This window comes from Bradyrhizobium brasilense (assembly GCF_029714345.1).
GTDB lineage: Bacteria > Pseudomonadota > Alphaproteobacteria > Rhizobiales > Xanthobacteraceae > Bradyrhizobium > Bradyrhizobium australafricanum.
On the sequence record NZ_CP121669.1, the window covers coordinates 5,683,105 to 5,705,455 of the forward strand.

Annotated in this window: 19 protein-coding genes; 2 read left to right on the forward strand and 17 right to left on the reverse strand. The window is 63.9% G+C overall.

The features are described 5' to 3' along the window. Positions 1-8: 8 nt before the first annotated feature. The 4 genes from QA635_RS26815 to QA635_RS26830 all read right to left on the reverse strand — a co-directional run bounded on the left by QA635_RS26815 (position 9) and on the right by QA635_RS26830 (position 4,655). Positions 9-875 (reverse strand): ABC transporter permease subunit, encoded by an 867-nt coding sequence (locus QA635_RS26815; protein ID WP_016845722.1) that lies wholly within the window; start codon positions 873-875, stop codon positions 9-11. 93 nt (positions 876-968) lie between these two features. Then, positions 969-2,183 (reverse strand): urea ABC transporter substrate-binding protein, encoded by a 1,215-nt coding sequence (locus QA635_RS26820; RefSeq protein ID WP_141339913.1) that lies wholly within the window; start codon positions 2,181-2,183, stop codon positions 969-971. Positions 2,184-2,241: 58 nt separating this feature from the next. Beyond that, complete coding sequence (locus tag QA635_RS26825) at positions 2,242-3,237, reverse strand: acetamidase/formamidase family protein (RefSeq protein ID WP_092080049.1); 996 nt, start codon at positions 3,235-3,237, stop codon at positions 2,242-2,244. A 17-nt stretch (positions 3,238-3,254) separates the two neighbouring features. Further along, complete coding sequence (locus QA635_RS26830; protein ID WP_283062364.1) at positions 3,255-4,655, reverse strand: amidase; 1,401 nt, start codon at positions 4,653-4,655, stop codon at positions 3,255-3,257. A 423-nt stretch (positions 4,656-5,078) separates the two neighbouring features. On the opposite strand from QA635_RS26830, the gene QA635_RS26835 reads away from it, so the two are divergent. Together QA635_RS26835 and QA635_RS26840 are read left to right on the forward strand one after the other, a co-directional pair. Continuing rightward, on the forward strand, positions 5,079-6,242 hold the full coding sequence (locus tag QA635_RS26835; protein WP_283062366.1) for a transporter substrate-binding domain-containing protein: 1,164 nt from the start codon (positions 5,079-5,081) through the stop codon (positions 6,240-6,242). Next, entirely contained in the window at positions 6,239-6,826 is a 588-nt protein-coding gene (locus QA635_RS26840) for an ANTAR domain-containing response regulator (protein ID WP_092080040.1), read from the forward strand. The genes QA635_RS26835 and QA635_RS26840 overlap by 4 nt, the downstream gene beginning before the upstream one ends. 10 nt (positions 6,827-6,836) lie before the next feature. Here the strand turns inward: QA635_RS26840 and QA635_RS26845 are convergent, their stop codons facing one another. The 13 genes from QA635_RS26845 to hutU form a co-directional block, all read right to left on the reverse strand. Beyond that, a complete protein-coding gene (locus QA635_RS26845) occupies positions 6,837-9,125 on the reverse strand; it encodes a VWA domain-containing protein (RefSeq protein ID WP_283062369.1) in 2,289 nt (762 codons plus the stop codon). A gap of 14 nt (positions 9,126-9,139) precedes the next feature. Then, positions 9,140-9,967, reverse strand: coding sequence for a CbbQ/NirQ/NorQ/GpvN family protein (locus QA635_RS26850; RefSeq protein WP_051002629.1), 828 nt, complete (start codon positions 9,965-9,967; stop codon positions 9,140-9,142). 34 nt (positions 9,968-10,001) lie between these two features. After that, the gene (locus tag QA635_RS26855) at positions 10,002-11,021 is read right to left on the reverse strand and encodes an alpha/beta fold hydrolase (RefSeq protein ID WP_283062371.1); all 1,020 of its coding nucleotides are present in this window, start codon (positions 11,019-11,021) and stop codon (positions 10,002-10,004) included. Positions 11,022-11,055: 34 nt separating this feature from the next. After that, positions 11,056-12,390 carry a purine-cytosine permease family protein gene (locus tag QA635_RS26860; protein ID WP_225647403.1) on the reverse strand — a complete coding sequence of 445 codons (1,335 nt, stop codon included), beginning with the start codon at positions 12,388-12,390 and terminating at the stop codon, positions 11,056-11,058. Between the two features lie 95 nt (positions 12,391-12,485). After that, positions 12,486-13,523 (reverse strand): aliphatic amidase, encoded by a 1,038-nt coding sequence (locus QA635_RS26865; protein ID WP_283062372.1) that lies wholly within the window; start codon positions 13,521-13,523, stop codon positions 12,486-12,488. Positions 13,524-13,556: 33 nt separating this feature from the next. Continuing rightward, positions 13,557-14,249, reverse strand: a complete 693-nt coding sequence (urtE, locus tag QA635_RS26870) for an urea ABC transporter ATP-binding subunit UrtE (protein ID WP_057015923.1) — start codon at positions 14,247-14,249, stop codon at positions 13,557-13,559. Beyond that, a complete protein-coding gene (gene urtD, locus QA635_RS26875) occupies positions 14,242-14,994 on the reverse strand; it encodes an urea ABC transporter ATP-binding protein UrtD (RefSeq protein WP_057015922.1) in 753 nt (250 codons plus the stop codon). The genes urtE and urtD overlap by 8 nt, the downstream gene beginning before the upstream one ends. Further along, the gene (urtC, locus tag QA635_RS26880; RefSeq protein ID WP_283062373.1) at positions 14,991-16,130 is read right to left on the reverse strand and encodes an urea ABC transporter permease subunit UrtC; all 1,140 of its coding nucleotides are present in this window, start codon (positions 16,128-16,130) and stop codon (positions 14,991-14,993) included. The genes urtD and urtC overlap by 4 nt, the downstream gene beginning before the upstream one ends. A gap of 16 nt (positions 16,131-16,146) precedes the next feature. Then, complete coding sequence (urtB, locus tag QA635_RS26885) at positions 16,147-17,016, reverse strand: urea ABC transporter permease subunit UrtB (protein WP_028345137.1); 870 nt, start codon at positions 17,014-17,016, stop codon at positions 16,147-16,149. A 129-nt stretch (positions 17,017-17,145) separates the two neighbouring features. Further along, complete coding sequence (locus QA635_RS26890; protein ID WP_057015919.1) at positions 17,146-18,396, reverse strand: transporter substrate-binding domain-containing protein; 1,251 nt, start codon at positions 18,394-18,396, stop codon at positions 17,146-17,148. Between the two features lie 127 nt (positions 18,397-18,523). After that, positions 18,524-19,165, reverse strand: a complete 642-nt coding sequence (locus QA635_RS26895; protein WP_016845707.1) for an ANTAR domain-containing response regulator — start codon at positions 19,163-19,165, stop codon at positions 18,524-18,526. Next, positions 19,162-20,316: a transporter substrate-binding domain-containing protein gene (locus QA635_RS26900; RefSeq protein ID WP_028331424.1), complete on the reverse strand. Its 1,155-nt coding sequence runs from the start codon at positions 20,314-20,316 to the stop codon at positions 19,162-19,164. Before QA635_RS26900 ends, QA635_RS26895 begins: the two co-directional genes overlap by 4 nt. A 363-nt stretch (positions 20,317-20,679) precedes the next feature. After that, positions 20,680-22,347, reverse strand: a complete 1,668-nt coding sequence (gene hutU / locus QA635_RS26905) for a urocanate hydratase (protein ID WP_283062377.1) — start codon at positions 22,345-22,347, stop codon at positions 20,680-20,682. Between the last annotated feature and the right edge of the window lie 4 nt (positions 22,348-22,351).

Below are 22,351 nucleotides of genomic sequence, written 5' to 3' on the forward strand. Positions count from 1 at the left end.
ATTCCCGTCTAGCGCCCACGACGAACCAGCACGCTGGATAGTCCCTCAGGCAGCACACGTATGATCAGGATGACAGCAAACAGCATGCCGATCTGCCCGATGATCTGCCCGTAGCTGGCATTCAATGCCATTCGGATCATCGCCAGGAACACCGCGGCCGGCGCGGTTCCAAGCAGGACATTGGCGCCGCCGATCACCACGGTGACGAAGCTCTCGACCACAAAGGTCGCTCCCATGGTCGGGATCAGCGTCATGGTCGGCGCGTAGAGCGCGCCGCAGAGCCCCGCGAGCGCGGTGCCGATGCCGAAGCTGATGGAATAGATCCGCCCGGTGCGCGCGCCGAGCGCCTTGGCCATCGCCGCATTCTGCATCGTGGCGCGCGCGATCACGCCAAAGCGCGTCTTCATGAAGATGATGTAGAGGCCCGCCAGCACCGCTACCGCACAGGCAAACAGCACCAGCCGGTAGGTCGAAAACGTGTAGCCCCCGATCGCGAAGCTTCCTTCCGGCGTGCCAATACCCCGCACCGCGGAGCCAACGATCAGCAGCATCGACTGCGTCACGATCAGACTGAGGCCCCAGGTCGCGAGCAGCGAGTCGAGCGGTCGCTTGTAGAAGCGCCGCACGACGAGGTACTCGACGATCATGCCGATGATCCCCGCCGTCAGCGCGGCCAGGATCTGCGCGATCGGAAGCGGGACGCCGAGATTCACGAGCCCCACGGTGACGTAGGCACCGCACATAATGAACTCGCCATGCGCCATGTTGATGACGCCCATCATACCGAACACGATGGCCAGGCCCGCCGCCGACAGGATCAGGAACGCGAAGACATCGGCGAACTGATAGAATACCGAGAAGAGTTCAGCCGACATTCCGGTCTCCCTGATCGCGGCGCCGCATCATTGCGGCGCCGGCTTGCTTCAAAGCCGCGATGCAAACACGAGCAAGATTCGTGCCTGCGCGCATCACGACTTGCTGGGAAGATGACTCGGCGTGTACTGATCCTTGTCGTTCTTCTTGGTGAGGTCGCAGCCGATCTCGCCGAGCCAGTATGGCTGGATCGTCCCGTAGTCCTTCTCCACCGTCACCTCATGCTTGGGCCCGACCGAGATCAGGCGCATGCGGTGCGACGTATGCTGGCTCTTCGGATCGATGCAGACCTTGCCCTCGGGAGCCTCGATGCAGGCATCACCCGTTGCGATCACCTTGCGCATGTCCTCGAGCTTGGTCGACTTCGCCTTCTCGACCAGCGCCTTGTACATGTAGAGCGCGTTATACGCGTTGTAACCCATGTCGTTGATGTAAAGCTCATCGGGGAACTTGGCGTGCCAGCGCTTCTTGAAGTCGTTGGCTTCGGGGGTATCGATCTCCTCGAACCAGTTCGCGGTCGCATGCATGTTGTTAAGCGCCGGCGGCTTGAACCGCTTGTGTTCGAAGCCGAGCATGATCTTGATCGAAGAGCCCATCGGCAGGTTGAGGTTGGCCGCGGCCGCCTGCTCGAAGAACGAGTCCTGCGCCGCGCCGACATTGATCGTCAGCAACCAGTCCGGCTTCGCCTTCTGAATGTTCTGGATCGTCTGCGCGAATTGCGACACGCCGAGCGGGATGAATTCCTCGCCCACGACCTCGCCGCCGAGGTCCTTCATGATCTTGCGGTTCCACTCCGCGGAGATCTGGCCGAAATTGTAGTCGGCTGCGATGACATAGACCTTCTTGCCGAACTTCTGGACCATCCAGGGGATCAGGGTCGAGAACTGCTGCTCCGGCACCGCGCCCATGCTGATCATGCTGGCGTCGCAGACACCGCCTTCATACTGGTTCGTATAGAAGTACGGCGTGGTGGTGCGATCGACGATCGGGCGCAGCGCCTCGCGCGATGCAGAGGTGATGCCGCCGATCAGCACGTCGACCTTGTCGCGATTGAGCAACCGGCGGCCGAACTCCTGATAGCGGGCATTGTCACCCTGGGGATCGAGATGGATCAACTCGATCTGCCGGCCGAGAATGCCGCCGCTCTTGTTGATCTCCTCGACCGCGAGCTGCGAGCCGTGCAGCTTCGGCATGCCCATGAAGGCGAGATCGCCGGAGACGTCCTCCAGCAAGCCGACCTTCAGCGGCGGTTCAGCCGCCTGGGCGGCACCTATTGCCGCGGTCCCGAGCATTGCACCAAGCAAAGCCATTCCGACTATACGCCCCGAATACATCGCGATGTCCTCTGTCGTTGAAGGATGTTTGAAGTCACGCCTTGAGGTAATTCTTCAGGATCGACGCCCCCATCGTGTATTTGGGATCGACCATGTTGCCGAGCCGCATGCGGCCGGCCTGGCTGAGCAGCATGTAGGCGTCGATTTCGTCGAAGCCGTAATCGGCGCTCATCCAGCGCACGAGCTCGCGATAGGCGATACGCGCAGCGTCCTCGAGCGGGCGTGCGCTGCCGATCGTCATGATGAAGTCGCGCGTCTCCAGCCGCGGCCAGGCGAAGCTCCAGTTCTTGATCAGATCGATCTGCAGCGTCACCGTCGCGCGCTGCTCCAGCGCGACGCCCGAGAGCTCGCCGTCGCCCTGCGTGGCGTGGCAGTCGCCGACATAGAGCAGCCCGCCTTCGGCATGCACCGGCAGATAGATAATCGCGCCCGGGGCGACGTCGGGCAGGTCCATGTTGCCGCCGTGATAATCGGGCTGCAGCGAGGAGATCGCCTCGATCTCCGGCGAGACGCCGATCGTGCCGATGAACGGCTCATAGGGCAGCGTGATCTTGTCGTTCCAGCGCACGCCGTTGCGGTCGACATGCAGCTTCCTGACGCGTTCCGGCAGCGGTGGATTGAGCAGCGCCGTGGATGCGGTCCCGACCAGGCCGCCGAATTCCGGAATGATGCAGGTCGTTCCGGCCGGCTGCGCGCCGCGAGTCTCGACGTCGCGGATATAGACGGCGAGGCAATCGCCCTTCTTGGCGCCCTTGACCGCGATCGGCCCGCATTGCGGGTTCAGATAGGGGAAGTTCAGCTTCGCCGTGGGACTGTCGCTTTCGCTGGTGAGCACGCCGCCGAAGGCGTCTTCGGTCTCGACAACGACGACCCCGCCCGGATCGATCGACAGGGTCGGCTTGGCATAGGGCCCATAGACGTAATGGAAGCCGCCCTGCTGCTCGATCGTCAGGCTATGGGTCGTGCCGATCGCGCCCTTGGCAAGGGCGCGCTTGGCCATGATGGAACTCTTCAACCAGTCTTCGGTCATGCGAACGGCTCCTCAATTCAGATCGCGGGATGGCGCTTGTGCCAGTCGGTGACGCGCTGGAAGGCATCGCCCGCGCGAACGAGGCTTGCTTCGTCGAAGTGACGGCCGACGAACTGGAAGGCGATCGGCCCGCCGTTCGGCGCGAAGCCGCCGGGAAGCGTGACGGTCGGGCTGCCGGTCATGTCGAACGGACAGGTGAAGCGCAGCAGCCCGGTAATCAGCGACGGGTCCTCACCCAGCGCCGCCATCTTGGCCAATGTCGGCGCAGCGAATGCCTGGGCCGGGACGGCGATCAGATCGACCGTCTCGAACAACAGCCGCACCGCGCCGCGGAACGCTTCGCGCCGCAGCACGATCTTCTGATAGTTCATGCCGGATTGCGCCCAGCCGAGATCGAGCAGGCCGGCGAGCGCCGGACCGTATTCGTCCTTGCGGGCCGGATAGGTCTCTTCATGCGCGACGGCCACTTCGATGCCGCACAGCGGGAACCAATCCTCGATCACAGCCTTGGGATCGGGGAATGTGATGTCCTTGATCTTCGCACCGAGGTCGGCCGCGACGCGCAGCCCTTCGCTGAGCACCTTGCCGGCAGCCTCGTCGGTTCCTTCGCTGGTCCAGCGCCGATCGACCCCGATCGTCACGCCGCGCAAATCGCCGGACAGGCCAGCGAGATAGTTCGGCACGGGCAGCGGCACGGAGGTGGTGTCCTTGGGATCCTGGCCGGCAATCACGGCGAGGATCGCGCCGCAATCGGCCGCGCTGCGCGCCATCGGCCCGATGTGATCGAGCGTTGCCGCGAGTTCGAACGCGCCATAACGGCTCACGCGTCCCCAGGTCGGCTTCAGCCCGGTGATGCCGTTGGCGGCCGATGGAAAGCGGATCGAGCCGCCCGTATCGGTGCCAAGCGAACCGAAGCAAAGCCCCGCGGCGGTGGCGACGCCGGAACCGCTCGACGATGCGCCCGACCACAAATCGGCATTCCACGGATTCTTCGGCGGATCGATCTTCGGGTGGTGGTCGGCATAGGCGCCCTCGGTCTGCTGCAGCTTGCCGAGGATAACAGCGCCGGCATCCTTCAGCCGCGCGACGACCGTGGCATCCTCGCTCGGCCGGAAATCCCGGTGGATGGTCATGCCATGCGCGGCCGGCGCGCCCTTGGCCCAGCACAAATCCTTGACGGCGATCGGCACGCCGTGGAGCGGTCCCTTGATCTTGCCGGCAGCGATGTCCTTCTCGGCTGCCGCCGCTTCGGCCAGCGCCGCCTCGCCCATCACATAGGCGTAGCTCTTGAGCTTGCCGTCGAGCTGCTCGATCCGCCCGAGCATCGCCTTGGTCACCTCGACCGGCGAGAGCTTTTTGGCCTGGATTTGCTGCCCGATCTCAATGAGCCCGAGATAGTGAAGATCCGTCGTCGGCATCGTTTCTCATCCCCACACTTGACATGACGCAAGCGCAGGCACTGCCCATCACCGCGCATGCGCCTCCGGCTTGGCGGCACGGACGTGTCGCCAATTTGTTTAGCGGCAAAAGCAAAAAGCCACCCGCCCCTCCGAAACGAAGGTGACGAATGGCCCAAATGCCGCGGCTATGAACTATCGCATGGGTCCGGAGTCGAACGGAGCACTCTGCGCGGCGATCGGGACGTCATCGGCCAAATCGACGCACGCAAGGTTCGACAGGAAGCCCTGTAGGAGAAAATTCTAAGGAGGTGTGCAGCGCGTTGTCAACGAGGCTGGCTGCACAAATTTCGCGAGGTGCATGCGCAGCAAATCGGCATGACCTCTTGCACCGACCTCTGCGAAGATGATTTCCTTGATGCGTTGCGCCGCCGAAAGCACTCAATGACCAAGCCCTCCATTCCAGTTGGCATCATCTGCTCGCAGCACGGGCCCTATCAGGCCATGGGACGCGAGATCCTGAAGAGCGCCATGATGGCGGTCGACGAAATCAACAATCAGGACGAGTTCGACTTCGCGATAGCTGCGCATGTCCGCGATCCCCGCGGAATCATTTCGGAGTACCACACGGTCTGCGACGACCTCATTCGCAACGTCGGCGTTGAGCACATCATCGGCTGCTACACCTCAGCCTCGCGCAAGCAGGTGCTGCCGATCGTCGAGCGTACCGACCGCCTGCTCTGGTATCCGGCGCGCTACGAGGGGTTCGAATGCTCCGACAATGTCATCTATGTCGGCGCCTCACCCAACCACAATGTGCTGCCGCTGGTGCGTTACGTGCTCGATAATCTGTCGCGCGAGATCTTCTGTGTCGGCTCCAACTATGTCTGGACCTGGGAAACCAATCGCGTCACCCGCGAGCTGGTGACGGCGGCCAAAGGACGCATTCTCGCCGAACGCCTGCTCGAACTCGGTGAGAGCGCGGTCACGCACATCGTGGACGAGATCGTGCGCCGCCGGCCGCCGGTCGTCTTCAACACCCTGGTCGGCAGTTCGAGTTATGACTTCATCCGCGCCTTTCATGCGGCGACTGCCGCGGCCGGCCTCGACATCCCGATGCTGAGCTGCAGCCTGTGCGAGCCCGAGCTCAAGATCGCGGGTCCCGCATCGGCCGGATGCATCACCTCGTCGGCCTATTTCGAAAGCATTCGCCTGCCCGAGAACCGGGCCTTCGTGGCGCGCTGGAAGACGCGCTACGGCGAGCACAGCAGCCCGTCCGTCGACGGGCAATCCGCCTATGTCGCGGTCTATCTGCTGGCCCGCGCGCTGCAGCGCGCCGGCACATCCGATATCGGCGAGGTGCGGCGCGCCGCCGCCGGCCATCGCTACAATTCGCCGCAAGGTCCGGTCTGGATCGACGGCAGCAACAACCACTGCGTCCTGACGCCGCGGCTGGCCGTCTCGAACGCCGAAGGACAGTTTGACATCTTCTGGGAAGCTGAAGCGCCGGTTAGACCGGATCCTTATCTGACGCAGCTCGACATCGCCGCCAGCCCGGCAAGGGATGGAACGTTGCCGAATGCGCCGCATTTGCGGGTTGTGAAATGAGCAAACCGTCTGCATTTTCGCTGCGCGGGCGCAAGGCGCTCGTCGCCATCAAGGATGAGCGCGATGCCTCGATCGTCAGGCGCCAGTTCGAGCGTCTCGGGATCGAGATCGTCACATGGGAGCCCGGTGCCAGTATCGACTGCCGTCCCGACGTGACGCTGATCGATGACGAGTTCCTGCCGCTCACCTCGCCGGCACAGCGGACGTCGCTTGGACGAAGCCCGGTCATCGCCCTGCTCGGCACCGAGACGCCGAGCCGTCTGAAGCTGGTGCTCGACCTCGATCCGGCGTCATTCCTGGTGAAGCCGCTGCGCTCGGCCGGCATCTATGCCGCGCTCGTCCTGGCTTTCGAGCGAAGCGAGCGCACCAGCGAGCTCAAGCAGCAGGTGCTCAAGCTGGAGCAGCGCCTGCGATCCCGCCGCGTCGTGCTCGCCGCGGTCCTTCAGGTCATGCACACCCATGCGCTGGCCGAGCCGGCTGCGTTTGCGCTGATCCGCCGCGCCGCCATGGAGCAGCGCAAGACGATCGAGGAACTCTCGGCGGAGATCACCGCAAAGGGTTCCCTGCCGCGGGCAACGGGCTAGAAGCGGTCGTCTATTTCTTCAGTTCCGCGTAGAGCTGCATCACCCGTTGCGGCAGCACCTCGATGCGCGGCACGCGGAGCGCAAAGCGCTCGCCGAAAATCCGATCGAGCTGGGGAAACCTGTGCTCACCGATACCAAGGGCAAAGATATCGGTGCCGCGCCGCCGCAGCTGCTGCGCGGCCCGGCGGGCGTCCTCGACGAGATATTGCGCATCCGGCACGTCGACGTCGGACGGCTCGCCGTCGGTCAGAACCAGCAGCACTTTCCGGAACGCGCGTCGTTCCGCGAGGTAGCCCCCGGCATGGCGCAATGCCGCGCCGAGGCGCGTGGAATGGCTGCTGCCAAGACCCGCGAGACGTGAACGAACCACGGCATCCATCGGCTCCGCAAAGCCCTTGATGCGCAGATAGCGCACGCGCTCGCGGCCGTCGGAGCTGAAACCATGCACCGCGATCGCATCATTGGCGGCCTCGACCGCCGCCGCCATGATCGCAGCCGCCTTGCGTTCGACGTCGAGGACCGTCCGGCCGCGGCGGTCACGGTCGGCGGTCGATTGCGACAGGTCCAAGAGCAGCAGGATGGCGAGATCGCGCGGTCCCGGCGCATCGCGCTGGTAGACCCTGGGCTCGCTGATATTGCCGGTGCGCCGCTCGATCGTCAGGGCGATCGCCGCGTCGATGTCGAGCGCGTCGCCGTCGCGCTGGCCCTTGTGTCTGATCCGGCGGCCGATCGACGCGTCGCGGGTCAACTCCGTGATCCAACGCATCGCCTCGGCGTCCGTCGAGGAATCGAAGGGCTGCGCGGAAACGGCGGCATCGGCTTCCAGAATCGTGGTCCGGTCCGGCCGCTCGGTACGCGCCGCATAGTCCCATTCCGGGTAGGTCGCGACCGGAAACCCATCCGGCAAGGTTACCGCGCTGGCCTTCGCGCGCAACGTCTCGTCCGGCCTGGCGTTGTCGTCGGTCGATTGGGCACCCGCATCGTCGCGCCGCTCGATCCGGACGGAATCGACGGCAAGCTCGATCGTCTCGGCCGGACTGTCCAGCTGGTCGCCGAAATCCCACAGCGCCAGATTGTCGTCGCGATAGGCAGGTTCGACGACGTAGCTCTTGGCGTTGAACTGCAGCCGCATCTGCCCGATGTCGTTGCCGAGCAAACCACCGATCTCGCGGCTGATGGCGGGATCGGTCCAGCGGCCGGCGGCAGCGGCAAACAGCGTCCGCCCCTTGGTCACCCACGCATCCGGATCCTGATAATCGGGATCGATCAGCGCCCGCGCCAGCCGCATCATCAGTCCGGCCGCGGTTGCCTGGCCGGCTGGCGTCGCACTGTGAAATGGCAGCCACAGCCGGCGCAGTCCGGGCATCTGGTGGAGCGCCAGCGCCTCGACCCGGGCATCCTCGATCAGCGAGACCAGCGCGATCTGCAGCGCCTTCAGTCGTCCCACCGGAAAGCGGACGGTGGAATGCACCAGATGCGCGCCGGCATGCGCGACCGCCGCGAGATAGACGGCGTCGGCCGCCTCGCCTTCGAAGCCGGGAAAGGTCTGCGGAAGACCGATGAGGCCGGCGGCAAGCGAGGTCCGCCGCGGCACCGGCGTCGGTGCAACGGCAAGTTTGCGGAAACGCGGTTTTCTGTTCCACAACGCGATCGTGGTTGCAGCGAGGCGCTTCTCCAGCCGCGCGAAATCATCCCCGCTCCGACCGGCTGCGAACAGCTGCGCCGAAAGCTGATCGTCGAGCGCGAAATAGGCGCGGCGGCGCGATGCGCGACCGCCACTGGCGCGCAATCCAGCGGAGACCCACGCCGCAAACTCCTCGCCGCCGGCATGCGTCAGAAACTGCCCCAGTCGGCCGATCGCGAGCCCCGCCGACTCCGGCCCGGTGGCTGCGAGTTCGTCGAGCGCGGCGAGAACCGCGGTGAGTTCTCCTGCACCCGCAAGCCGGGGCAGCACCTTGGACAATTCGGTCAGCAAGGCATGGGCGACGCGGCTTCCGGCACTGCAGCCGATGTCCCTGACCGCGCGGCCGATCGCGATCAGATCATCGGCCGATCGCTGCGCCGGCCATTGCTCCGATAGACGCAGAAAACCCTGCACCACGGCTTGACCGAGATTGGCCTCGAACAGGGCGTGCACGGCCTCGTCCCAGACCGCCAGGTGATCGAACCAACCAGTTCGTTGCAGAGCGGTACGCGCTGTCTGCACCGCCGCAGCTACATCGTCATGGCCGCGCAAGAGTGCCGCAAGCCGACGTCCGGACCGGAAGCTATCGAGCGAACTGATTTGCGCGACCGCCACCTGCAATCTTCCACTTACCCACAGGCCGAGATCACGTCGCGCAACGTGTTCCTGGTGTCCGCATCATCGGTCAGGGGAACGACGATCGTGGTCTCGCAGGCCTTTTCGAGGCTGATGCCGCATCCGATCAGTCGGCCGGCATTGACCAGCATCCGGGTCGAGGCACCTTCGTCGAGCCCCTGGCCTTTCAGGTTGCGGCTGTGCTGGGCGATCTTCACCAGGAGATCGGCGAGGTTCGGCTCGATACCGGCTTCGCGCGACACCACCTCGGTTTCGGCCGGCCGATCAGGATAGCCGAAATCCAGCGCCGCGAAGCGCTGCTTGGTGGATTCCTTGAGGTCCTTGATCGCGCTCTGGTAGCCCGGATTGTAGGAGATCACGAGCTGGAAGTCGGAATGGGCGTGGATCAATTCACCACGCTTTTCCAGCGGCAGCACACGACGATCGTCGGTCAAGGGATGGATCACGACCGTCGTGTCCTGGCGCGCCTCGACGATCTCGTCGAGGTAACAGATCGCGCCAAGACGCACCGCTGTGGTGAGCGGCCCGTCGCTCCACACCGTGCCCTCTGCGTCGAGCAGCCAGCGCCCCACCAGATCCGCCGCCGTCATGTCCTCGTGGCAGGCCACCGTGATCAGCGGGCGGCCGAGCCGCCACGCCATATATTCGATGAAGCGAGTCTTGCCGCAGCCGGTGGGCCCTTTCAGCATCACCGGCATGCGGTTGGCATAGGCTGCACCGAACAGTTCGACCTCATCCTTGAGCGGCCGGTAATACGGCTCTTCCCGGATGCGGTACTGGTCGAGCAGCAGGGCGGGATTGGACAAGCTCACGCCTCCCATGATCGCGCAGGCAGCCGTTCGCAACCGGTCAATATCACGATGCGAGCAGCTCCTTGAGCTTGCCGTCGATAAAGTCGACATCGACCGGATTGGTCCCCGGCCCGCCGGCGAAGTGGCCCCAGATCGACGGCACCGGCACGAGCTTGGCGTTCGGCATGTTCTCGACCTCGAACGCGCTGTCCTCCGGCGGGAAATAGAGATCGGTCTGCCCCGGCATGACATAGGCCTTGGCCTTGATCGCCTGCAGCGCGGCCTTGAAGTCGCCGTTGTAGATTTCGTTGTCGCTGATGTCGCCGTGCTGCCAGGTCCACAGCATGGTCAGCAGGTTGTTGGGATCCTTCGGCAGGAAGAAGCCTTCCCAGAACGCCACCAGGAAATCCTCCAGCGACGAATAGCCCAGCGTCTTGATGTCGAGCTGCTCGCGATAGAAGGCTTGCGAAAAGCCCCAGCCGGCATAGACACGCGCGGCGGCGCGCAGGCCGCGGGCCGGCTTGTCGGTGTACCAGCCCTCCTTCCACGCAGCATCCGCCGTGAGTGCCGCCTTCACGCCTTCGAGGAACACGAAGTTGTGGCGCGAGCATTTGGCCGAGCCGCAGAACGGCGCCAAGAGGTCCATCATATCGGGATAGAGCGCGCCCCAATGGAACGTCTGCAGCGCGCCCATCGACCAGCCGACGACGAGACGGATGTGCTTGATACCGAATTTCTCGGTCACCAGCCGATGCTGGGCGCGCACATTGTCATAGGCCGTCACCTGCGGGAAACGCGGTCCATTATACGGTTCCGGCGTGTTGCTCGGCGACGACGACAGCCCGTTGCCGAGCATGTTCGGGATGATGATGAAGTACTTTGCCGGGTCGAGCGCCCTGCCCGGTCCGATCAGCCATTCATTGTCGTAGTGCTGGCCGGAGTACCAGGTCGGATAGACGATGACGTTGTCCTTGGCTGCGTCGAGCTGGCCATAGGTCTTGTAGGCGAGCTCGCAGTCGCGAATGGTCGCGCCGCGCTGCAAGGTCAAATTGCCGAGATCATGGATCTGATAGTCGACGCTCATTGATGTACCCTTCTTGCTTGATCGAGCTGATCGCTTACGCCGGACGCGCCACCTTTTCAGTCGGAGACTCCACCCGTGCGATCGCACCGTACACGATGCCTGCGACCACCGCGGCGGAGATCGCAGTGGACAGTCCCGGCATCAGGTTTTCAACCGCAAAGGCAAACAGCGACCCGATGCCCCAGGCGATGAACGGCTTCGCACGCCAGTCCACGTCCGCCCGCGCCTCCGCCCGCAGCAGGTACTGGTCGACCAGGATGATCGCACCGATCGGCGGCACCAGGATGCCGAGCAGCGACAGCCACTGGATGAAGAACGCCCAGACATTGCCGGCAGCGACCAGGATGCCAAGCGCGCCGAGCACCACCGCCATCAGCCGCATATTGGTCCCGAGGATGCGCGACCAGCCGGTGGCCGCATTGTACAGGCAATGCGAGCAGACGGAGCCGAGATTGGCATAGAGGAAGATGAACGCGAGGATGCTGAGCCAGGTCAGCTGCTTGCCGTTCATGTAGCCGAACATGTTGTCGACACCGAACGGATTTGCGTTCGGCACGGCGAGCGCCGCCGTCATCACGCCGCCGACCAGCATCGCCACCAGATTGGCGAACGGAAACGCGCTGAACGTGGCGAACAGCGAGGACCGCGTGCTCGGCGCCCAGCGATTGAAGTCCGCCGTCACCGTGCCGGCGTCGATGAACAGCGCGAGCACCACGGTAAGCCCGACGCCCATCGACATGCTGGCGACGCCATTGTTGCCGGCATAGCCGAAGATCGCCGCCGACGTCGTGGTCGAGGCGGCATCGGCCGCGACCCAGAGGCCAAGCACGACAAACAGCGGCACCGACGCCAGCCCGATCCAGTGCAATCCCTTCACGCCGACGAAGGTGATCCCGATATAGAGCACGCCGGCGACGATGGTCATCGCCACATAGTTGAGGCCGTAGGTCGAGGAGATCAATGCGCCGGTGATGCCGGTCTGCACCGCATACCAGCCGAGCAGCAGGGTCGACAGCAGGCCCGACGCCAGCACGTAGCCCTTCTTTCCGAACACGATGCTGGCGATCAGCGCGAAGTTCATGCCGCGCCGGGTGCCGATCAGGCCGAGCGCGCCCACATAGGCGAACATGATCAAATTGCCGACGATCATCGCCACCAGTGCATTCTTGAACCCCATGCCAAGCACCAGCAGCGATCCGGTCATCGCGCCGGTGATGATCATCGGAAAGCCCAGCCACACCATCGTGACCGAGAAGGCGCTGCGCCGGGCGCTCATCGGCACCGGCTCGTGCTCGAATTCATGGCCGAGAAGGTCGTCGATCTGCCCTTCAGTCTGCTGAACCAGCCCGCTATTCGATTGACCGCTCATGATGTCCCCCCTGTTTCCTCCGCGAGGAAGCGTCCGCCGTTGCATCGAACCACGCCGGCGCGAAACGTCGCGCCGGCGCCGATCGTCGATGTCACTCAACGATGTGCGACTTTCTGGTTCGGAATGCCCTCGATCGGGCATTCGTCGGTTCCGACGGTCGGACGGGTCATGGCTTCGACCATTTCCCGGGTGCCCTCGGGGTCCGTGATCCAGTTCTTGTAGAAAGTGTAGGGGCAGACCGCGTGCCCCCGATCGCCGTCGCCGGAGTTGATCAGGCCGGTATAGCCGCGGTGCATCAGCTTGAAGAGATGGTTCTGCGACTGCATGTTGCGGCGGGCGTCGCGGATCAGCGACACCGAGAGCTGCGCGTACTGGATGCCGTTCTCCTCCGTGCCGCACTCGCCGAGCGTCCTTCCGTCGAAACCGATGAGCGCGGAATGGCCGAAGTAGGAATAGACGCCGTCGAAGCCAGAGGCGTTGGCGACCGCGACGTAGCAGTTGTTGGCCCAGGCCATCGACTTCGAGATCTGGATCTGCTGCTCCTTGGCCGGATACATGTAGCCCTGGCAGCGCACGATCAGCTCGGCACCGCGCATCGCGCAGTCCCGCCAGATCTCCGGATAGTTGCCGTCGTCGCAGATGATCAGGCTGATCTTCAGCCCCTTCGGCCCGTCCGAGACGTAGGTGCAATCGCCGGGATACCAGCCCTCGATCGGTACCCACGGCATGATCTTGCGGTACTTCTGGACGATCTCGCCCTTGTCGTTCACCAGGATCAGGGTGTTGTACGGCGCCTTGTTGGGATGCTCCTCGTGGCGCTCGCCGGTCAGCGAGAACACACCCCAGACCTTCGCCTTGCGGCAGGCGTCCGCGAAGATGCGGGTCTCCTCGCCCGGCACGGACGACGCCGTCTCGTACATCTCCTTGGAGTCGTACATGATGCCGTGGGTCGAGTATTCCGGGAAGATCACAAGGTCCATACCGGGCAGGCCGAGTTTCATGCCCTCGACCATCTTGGCGATGTTGCGCGCGTTATCCAGCACCTCGGCCTTGGTGTGCAGGCGCGGCATCTTGTAGTTCACCACGGCAACGCCGACCGTGTCCTTGCTGCTCGATATGTCTCCATGCAACATGTCTCGACTCCCTTTCCTGAGCGATAATTCCCGCTACACGGCCATGTGCAGCTGGATGAGATCATCGGTGAGCTCACCGATCGCGCCCTTGGCGACGACGCGTCCCTTTTCGAGCAGCGCGAAGCGGTGAGACGCGCGCCGCGCGAACGCGACATTCTGTTCGACCAGCACGACCGTGATGCCGCGCTCGCGATTGAGACTGACGATCACGTCCTCGATCTGCTCGACGATGTTCGGCTGGATGCCCTCGGTCGGCTCGTCCAGCAGGATGACCTTGGGCTTGGCCAGCAGCGCCCGCGCGATCGCAAGCTGCTGCTGCTGGCCGCCGGAGAGATTCCCGCCATAGCGATTGAGAAAGTCCTTGAGTACCGGAAACAGCTCGAGCACCCACTCCTCGATGCCGTTGGCAGATCTCGCGGCAAAGGTCCCGAGCGTCAGGTTTTCCCGCACAGTGAACTTCGGCAAAATCCCGCGGCCCTGCGGCACGTAGGCAATACCGGCCTTGGCACGCTGATAGGTCCGCAGCGGCGAGATGTCGGCACCGTCGAGCGATAGCCGTCCGGTGCACCGGTCCATCAGGCCGAGGATGCTGCGCATCAGCGTGGTCTTGCCGACGCCGTTGCGGCCGAGCACCGAGAGGAATTCGCCATTGCCAACCATCAGGTTGATGCCCTGCAGGGCGCGGCTGTTGCCGTAGAAGGCGTCGACGTCGGTCAGCTCAAGCATGGCTGATGCCTCCCGATCCGAGATAGGCGCGGCGCACTTCCGGATGCGCTTCCACTTCCGCCGCGGTGCCCTCGGCCAGCATCTGGCCCATATGCATCACGGAGATGATGTCGCCGATCGCCTTGACGAAGCCCATGTCGTGCTCGACCACGATCAGCGTGTGCTTGCCCTTCAGCCGTGCGAACAGTTCGGCGGTCTTGCGGGTTTCCTGCGCCGTCATGCCCGCGGTGGGCTCGTCCATCAGGATCAGCTCGGCGTCCTGGGCGACCAGCATGCCGATCTCCAGCCACTGGGTCTGACCGTGCGACAGATAGGCGGCCGGCCGATCGAGCTGCTCGGTGAGCCCGACCAGCTCGGCCAGACGCTCGACATGCTCACGCCCGGAATTGCCAATATTCCAGCGCAAATTGCCAAGCACGGAGGTGCGACGCGCCCGCGCCACTTCAAGATTCTCGGAGACCGACAGCTCGCGGAACACGCTCGGCACCTGGAATTTGCGGCCGACGCCGGCGCGGGCGATTTCGTATTCCTCAAGGTCCTGCAGCGCGGTGCCATCGAAGCTCACCGTGCCGGCGCTCGGCTTGACCTTGCCGCAGATGATGTCCAGCGCGGTGGTCTTGCCCGCGCCGTTCGGCCCGATCAGGCAGCGCAGCTCGCCCTTGCGCACGCTCATGTTGAGTGAATTGAGCGCCTTGAAACCGTTGAAGCTGACCGACACGTCGCGGAGATCGAGATGGGAGCTCATGTGCTGCCCTCCGTCTGGCCGACGCCTTGCGCCACCCCGCCCGCGGCCGCATGGCGGCGCTGCACGATCCAGCGCAGCACGACCTGCGCAAGGCCGGCGAGCCCCTTCGGCAAAAACAGCACCACGAGCACGAACAGCGCGCCCATCACCAGCGTCCAGGTTTCCAGGAACGCCGCTGACTCCGACAGCGCGCCCTGCATGCCCGCCACCAGCACCGCGCCGAGGAACGCACCGACCAGGCTCTGCCGGCCGCCGACCGCGCACCACACCACCACGGAAAGAGAGAGTTGCACGCCGAGGAAGGTCGGCGAGGCAAACTCCATCACCACCGTGTAGAGCATGCCGGCAAGGCCCGCGATCGCCGCCGACAGCGCGAACACGAAGATCTGGTAGAGCGCGACGTCGTAGCCGAAGTAGCGCACTCTGCTTTCATGGTCGCGGATCGCTTGCACGATCAGTCCGGCCTTGGTTCTCGTGAAAGCAAAGGCGACAAGCAGGCTGAGCAGGACACAGCTGGCCACGAGATAATAGGTAGCCCGGCCATAGGCATCGAACGCGACGCCGAAGATCTCGAGCTGGGCGAGATCGGTGATGCCGTTGAAGCCGCCGGTGTAGCTCTGCTGGTCGATGATCACGAGATTGATCACCACCATGGTGGCGAGCGTGATGATCGAGACATAGACGCCGGTGACCCGTCCGCGGAACATGAACCAGCCGAGCGCCGCCGCAACCAGCGCCGGCACGATCAGGCCCGCGGCGATTGCGAAGGTCAGCGAGCGGAACGGCTCCCAGAACCACGGCAAATGCTGGATATTGTTCCAGACCATGAAGTCCGGCAGTCCGCTCGCTCCGGTGTGCACCGGCACGGTCTTGAGCTTGAGCGCCATTGCCATGGCGTAGGAGCCGAGCCCGAAGCTCATCGCCTGGCCGAGATTCAGGATGCCGCCGAATCCCCAGGACAGCCCGAGCGACACCGTGAGGATGCCCAGCACCAGATAACGCGCGACCTTGTTGAGCAGGAAGTCGTTGTTGAGCATCACCGGCAGCGCAAACACCACGGCGCAGACGATCAGCAGAGGCGCAAGCTGCGCGATCAGGCGCTGCAATCCGCTGGAGTTAGGAACATGCGACGGCATAGATGAGCGATCTGTCTCAGGCCCGCACGCGTGCGGTGAAAAGCCCCTCGGGGCGGAAACGGATGAGCACGACGATGGCGAGCAGCACGATCGCCTTGGCCACCGTGTCGTTCTGCAGGAAGGCAATGCCGCCGGAGAGCTCGCCGAGGATGAAGGCGCTCGCCACGGTACCGGCGAGGCTCTGCACGCCGCCGAGCACCACCACCATGAAGGCATCGACCACATAGCCGGTGCCCATATCGGGCGACACACTCTTCAGCGGCGACACCAGCGCGCCCGCCAGTCCGGCCAGTCCCGCGCCATAGGCGAAAGTCAGCGCATAGACCCGTTTGGCGTTGATGCCGAACGAGGCGGCAACCGAACGGTCCTGGATGATCGCGCGCAGCTTCATTCCGACCGTGGTGCGGTTCATCAGCAACCAGGTCGCCACGAACAGTGCGATCGACACCACGAACAGGAACACCCGATAGGACGATACCGAGATGCCGAACACGTCCATGCTGTCGGACAGCGCCGGCGGCAGCTGCACATAGCGCAGTTCGCTGCCGACCATCAGCCGCACCGCCTGCTGCAGCATGATGCCGACGCCCCAGGTCGCTAGGATCGTATCCAGCGGCCGGTTGTTGAGCAGGCTCAGGACGTAGCGCTCGATGACCCAGCCGAACGCGGCGACCACGAGAAAGATCGGCACCAGGCTCGCGAGCAGGCCGAGCCCGAGATAGGTATGGAACACCCAGGCCGCGTAAGCGCCCAGCATCACGAACTCGCCGTGGGCGAGATTGATGATGCCCATCGAGCCGTAGATGATCGACAGGCCCAGCGCGACCAGCAGCAGGATCGATCCGATGCTGAGGCCGGTGACGATTTGTTCGATGAATTGGTCCACGTCGGGATCCGCTTTCGATGTTCGCGTTGTGCGCCCTGCCCCTCGCCCCCGTTCGTGCGAGAGGCAGCATTCGTTTCGGGACGCTGGCCGCCGGCGCCGCACGCCGACGGCCTTCGTCAGCCCCCGTCGTCAGCTCTTCTCGACCAGGCCCTTCTCGGTGCATGACTGTCCGGGATAGGCCGCGTAAGGCACCGGCTTCAGCCACTCCTTGGCCTCGACGAGAATCTCGAACTGTCCGTTCGACTTCGCCTGCGCGATCTTGGGCCACAGCCAGGTGTGCAGGTTCTCCGGCTCGATCCGGACCTTGCCCTGCGGTGCAATCACTTCCTGGCCCTTGACCGCGTCGCGGATGTTCGGCGGCGTGAGATCGCTGGTCGCGAGCTTCTCGACCGCCTGCTTGAACAGGTAGGTCTGGAAGTAGCAGGCCTCCGACACGAAATGCGTCACCTTGTCGGCGCCCCAACGCTTCTTGTAAGCCTCGACGAACTTCTCGTTCTCCGGCGACTTGTGCACCATGAAGTAAGGCGCCGAGGTGAAGTGACCGGCGGCCGCCTCGCCGCCCATCGCAGCGACTTCGTTCTCGGAGGTCGTGAGACTCGCCATCGGCATCTTCTCGGGATCGAGGCCGGCCGCCTTGTACTGGCGATGCAGCGCGACCACGGAATCGCCGACCACGGTGGAGAAGATCACGTTCGGCTGGGTGGAGCGGATCTTGTTGATGACGGAAGAGAATTCGGAATGGCCGAGCGGCACATATTCTTCCGCCACGACCTCGCCGCCGAGTTTCTCAAGCAGCTTCTTGCAGTAGTTGTTCTCTTCCTTCGGATAGATGTAGTTGGAGCCGATCAGGTAGAACTTCTTGCCGAACTTCTTGACCAGCCAGGGCACGAACTCGTCCTGCTGCTGGTTCGGCACCGCGCCGGTGTAGATGACGTTCTTAGAGCACTCGCGGCCCTCATAGAGCGTCGGATACCAATAGAGATTGTTCTGCCGCTCGAAGACCGGGAGCACCGCCTTGCGGCTTGCCGAGGTGTAGGAGCCGAACACACTGACGCATTTGTCGCCGACGACGAGCTTGCGGGCCTTCTCCGAGAACGTCGCCGGATCGGACGCGGGGTCCTCGACGATCGGCACGATCTTGCTGCCCTTGATGCCGCCTGCGGCGTTGATCTCCTCGATGGCAAGCAGCGTCGCCTTGTTGAGCGATTCCTCGATGATCGCGGTCGTTCCCGTCAGCGAGAACAGCACGCCGACCTTGATCTCGCCGCCGGCGGCGTAAGCGAGGTCGGCGTTCTTGATCCAGATGTGCGGCAGTCCGGCGCCGGCAAACGCGCCAAGCGCCGCGGTATTCCTCAGCAAAGTCCGCCGTGAAATGCTCATCCCTAGCTCCCTTCAGGACTGAAAAAACAAAAAGCCCTCCCGATGCGCGCTTACGCGAGCATTGGGAGGGCTTTGTTGCCGGTTGTGTCGAAGGCGGCGCTGTCGCCGCCGGCCCCGCTATTGGGGCTTACTGTTGATGATCGTAGCCAAGCAGTTCGAACGAGTCAACAATCGCCGCGGCGACTGCACTTGCCGACACGCGACGATCCATCGCCTGTCGTCTGATGAAGCCATAGGCTTCGGTTTCCGGCATCTGCCGCGTCGCCATCAGGATCGCCTTGGCACGCTCCACCGTGCGCATCGAGCGCAGATTGTCATCGAGCTTCTCGATCTTGCTGCGAAGCCGCCGTTCATAACCAAATTGACTGCGCGCCAGCACGAGACTGGACAGCACGGCATTCTGCGTGAACGGCCGCGGCAGCACGGCGTTCGGCGTCGCATGACACAGCGCATCGGCGTGAACGGTTTCCGTCGCCGGCAGGATCACAACCAGCGCCGAGCGCGCGTCGCCGGGAATCCATGGCAGGCGCCGCGCCAGGTCAGGGGAATATTCGCAGTACACCACGTCGGCATCGGCGGGCACGCTCTCCGGCATCGGCCAGACCTGCCGCACCCGCATCCGGAACCGCTGCAACTCGCGCAGCAACATGCCGACCTGATCGTCGACCGGCGCGACCACCACCGCCGACAGATCGGCAAGTTCCTGAACCATGGTCTTGCGTCCGCCGACGTCTCGGCTCAGCGACGGCTTACGCGACATTTCGTTCATTGGACGCTTCCTGTTTGCGTTGCACGACCATATCCGATCAGGAACGGATCCGCATGCACCGGCTCCTTCGACTGGCTGACGACATCGAACTGGCCCTGGCGGTTGGCGCGCCCGATGCGGGTCCAGAGGTCGGTATGACCCGACATCGGGTTGACGGTGACGGCACCTTGCGGTGCATCAAAGCTGGTGCCGAACACCATCGAGCGGAGCACTTCGGTGTCGAGTGAATTGACCTGCTCGAGCGCCTTCGCGAACAGATGCAGTTGGAAATAGGATGCTTCGGCGCACATGTTGGTCGAGATATCGGCGCCGAACCGCTTCTTGAAGCGCTGCACAAACGCATTGTTGGCGCTGCCCTCGACACCCTGGAAATACGATGCGGCCGTGACGTGTCCCTCGCCGACGTCGAAGCCCATGGCGGCGATTTCCGCTTCCGTCGTGGTCAGGCTGGCGATCGGCACCTGCTTTGGATCGAGCCCGACATTCGCATAAGCCTGATAGAGGAACACCGTGCCCTCGCCGACGACGGTCGAGAAGATCACGTCGGGCCTGACACGCTTGATATCCTGGATGATCGGCACAAAATCCTGCCAGCGCGCATAGACATTGACATAGCGCTCGCCAACGACCGAGCCGCCATTGCTCTTGAGCAGCTCCCGCATCACCCGGTTGGACTCGCGCGGATAGATGTAGTCCGACCCCACGAAATAGAACCGTGTTCCGAACGTATCCATCAAATAGCGGCACAGCGCGAGGCTGTTCTGGTTCGGCGAGGCGCCGGTGTAGATGACGTTGGGCGACGCCTCGAACCCTTCGTAAAGCGTCGGATACCAGAGCAGACCGTTCAGGCGTTCGACCACTGGCAGCACCGCCTTGCGGCTCGATGAGGTGTAGCAGCCGAAGATCGTGCTGACCTGATCCTCGATCATCAGCCGCTTGGCGTAATGACCATAGGCGGCCGAGTCCGATCCGGGGTCATAGGCAACGGGAACCAGCTCGCGGCCGCAGACGCCGCCCGCTTCATTTACCTCTTCGATCGCGAGTTGCGTGCCCTGATACTGGGTCTCCTCGATGACCGACATGAAGCCGGTTCGCGAGAACAGCACTCCTATCCGCCACGGAGCGGATGTCGTTTGGGTAAGGTTCGACATGATCAGGCCCTCGACAGAATTGGAGGGACGAGAGGGATTATTGTTCTTGTTGCTCTCGAACAGCTTTGCCGGCTGCGGAAGATTGCATGCCATCTGCCGCGAGACAAGGACCATGGCCGCTCATCCTGTCAGCGAAGCTGACGCGAAAGCAGGCAGACTAATGTGTCACCCGCGACGGATCGCAAGCGCAGCGCTCCACGGACCACCTATCTCCGGTAGCTGCACCGCCGATTTCCCGTATCAAGGCATGTCCGGCCGGTCACCTCGCGTACATCAACCGGAAGGTTGAGAGCTGCAACGAGATTGCTCGTTAACCTGCGCCCCGGTCGGGAGATGCCGCAACTCCCGATCAAGGAGGTCCCATCAGCGCAGGCTGGGCAGATCGAGCCGGTTGGCGCGCGCGCATTCGATCGCCGTGTCATAGCCGGCGTCGGCGTGGCGCATGACGCCCGTCGCCGGGTCGTTCCATAGCACACGCTCGAGCCGGCGCGCCGCCTCCGGCGTGCCGTCAGCGACGATCACCATGCCGGCGTGCTGCGAATAGCCGATGCCGACGCCGCCGCCGTGATGCAGCGACACCCAGGTGGCGCCGCTCGCGCAGTTGAGCAGTGCATTGAGCAGCGGCCAGTCGGACACCGCGTCCGAGCCGTCGCGCATCGCCTCGGTCTCGCGGTTCGGGCTCGCCACTGAGCCGCTGTCGAGATGATCGCGGCCGATCACGATCGGCGCCTTGAGCTCGCCGCGCGCCACCATCTCGTTGAAGGCAAGGCCAAGCCGATGGCGGTCACCGAGCCCGACCCAGCAAATTCGCGCCGGCAGTCCCTGAAACTTGATGCGCGCCTTGGCCATGTCGAGCCAGTTGTGCAGGTGGCTGTCGTTGGGCATCAGCTCCTTGACCTTGGCATCGGTCTTGAAGATGTCCTCGGGATCGCCCGACAGCGCCGCCCAGCGGAACGGTCCGACGCCGCGGCAGAACAGCGGACGGATATAGGCCGGAACGAATCCCGGGAAATCGAACGCCTGCTTCAGGCCCATGTCCTTGGCCATCTGGCGGATGTTGTTTCCGTAATCGAGCGTCGGGATTCCCTGCGCGTGAAAATCCAGCATGGCCTGGACGTGATCGACCATCGAGGTCTTGGCCGCCGTCTCAACGGCCTTCGGATCGGCCGCGCGTTTGGCTTCCCAATCTGCGAGCGTCCATCCCTTGGGCAGATAGCCGTTGATCGGATCATGCGCGCTGGTCTGGTCGGTGACGATGTCCGGGCGCATGCCGCGGCGCACCAGTTCGGGAAAGATCTCGGCCGCATTGCCGAGCAGGCCGACCGACACCGGCTTCTGGCTCTTGACCGCCTCAGCAATGATCGCGAGCGCGTCATCGAGCGTCGCCGCCTGGCGGTCGAGGTAGCCCGTCCGCAGCCGCATCTCGATGCGGCTCGGCTGGCATTCGACCGCGAGCATCGAGGCGCCGGCCATCGTCGCGGCCAGCGGCTGGGCACCGCCCATGCCGCCGAGGCCCGCCGTCAGGATCCATTTGCCGGCGAGACTGCCGCCATAGTGCCGGCGGCCGACCTCGACAAACGTCTCGTAGGTCCCCTGCACGATGCCCTGGCTGCCGATATAGATCCAGGAGCCTGCCGTCATCTGGCCGAACATCATCAGGCCCTGGCGGTCGAGCTCGTTGAAATGATCGAGCGTTGCCCAATGCGGCACCAGGTTGGAATTCGCGATCAGTACGCGCGGCGCGTCGGCATGGGTCCGGAAAATGCCGACCGGCTTGCCGGACTGCACCAGCAGGGTCTGGTCGCCTTCGAGCTTGCGCAAGGACGCGGCAATCCGGTCAAAGCTCTCCCAGTCGCGCGCCGCACGGCCGATGCCGCCATAGACCACGAGTTCGCTCGGGCGCTCGGCGACATCAGGGTCCAGATTGTTCATCAGCATGCGCAGCGGTGCTTCCGTCAGCCAGCTCTTGGCGCTGATGTCGGTGCCGCGGGGAGCACGGATGATGCGTTCGTTATCCAGTCGGCGGTTCATGACG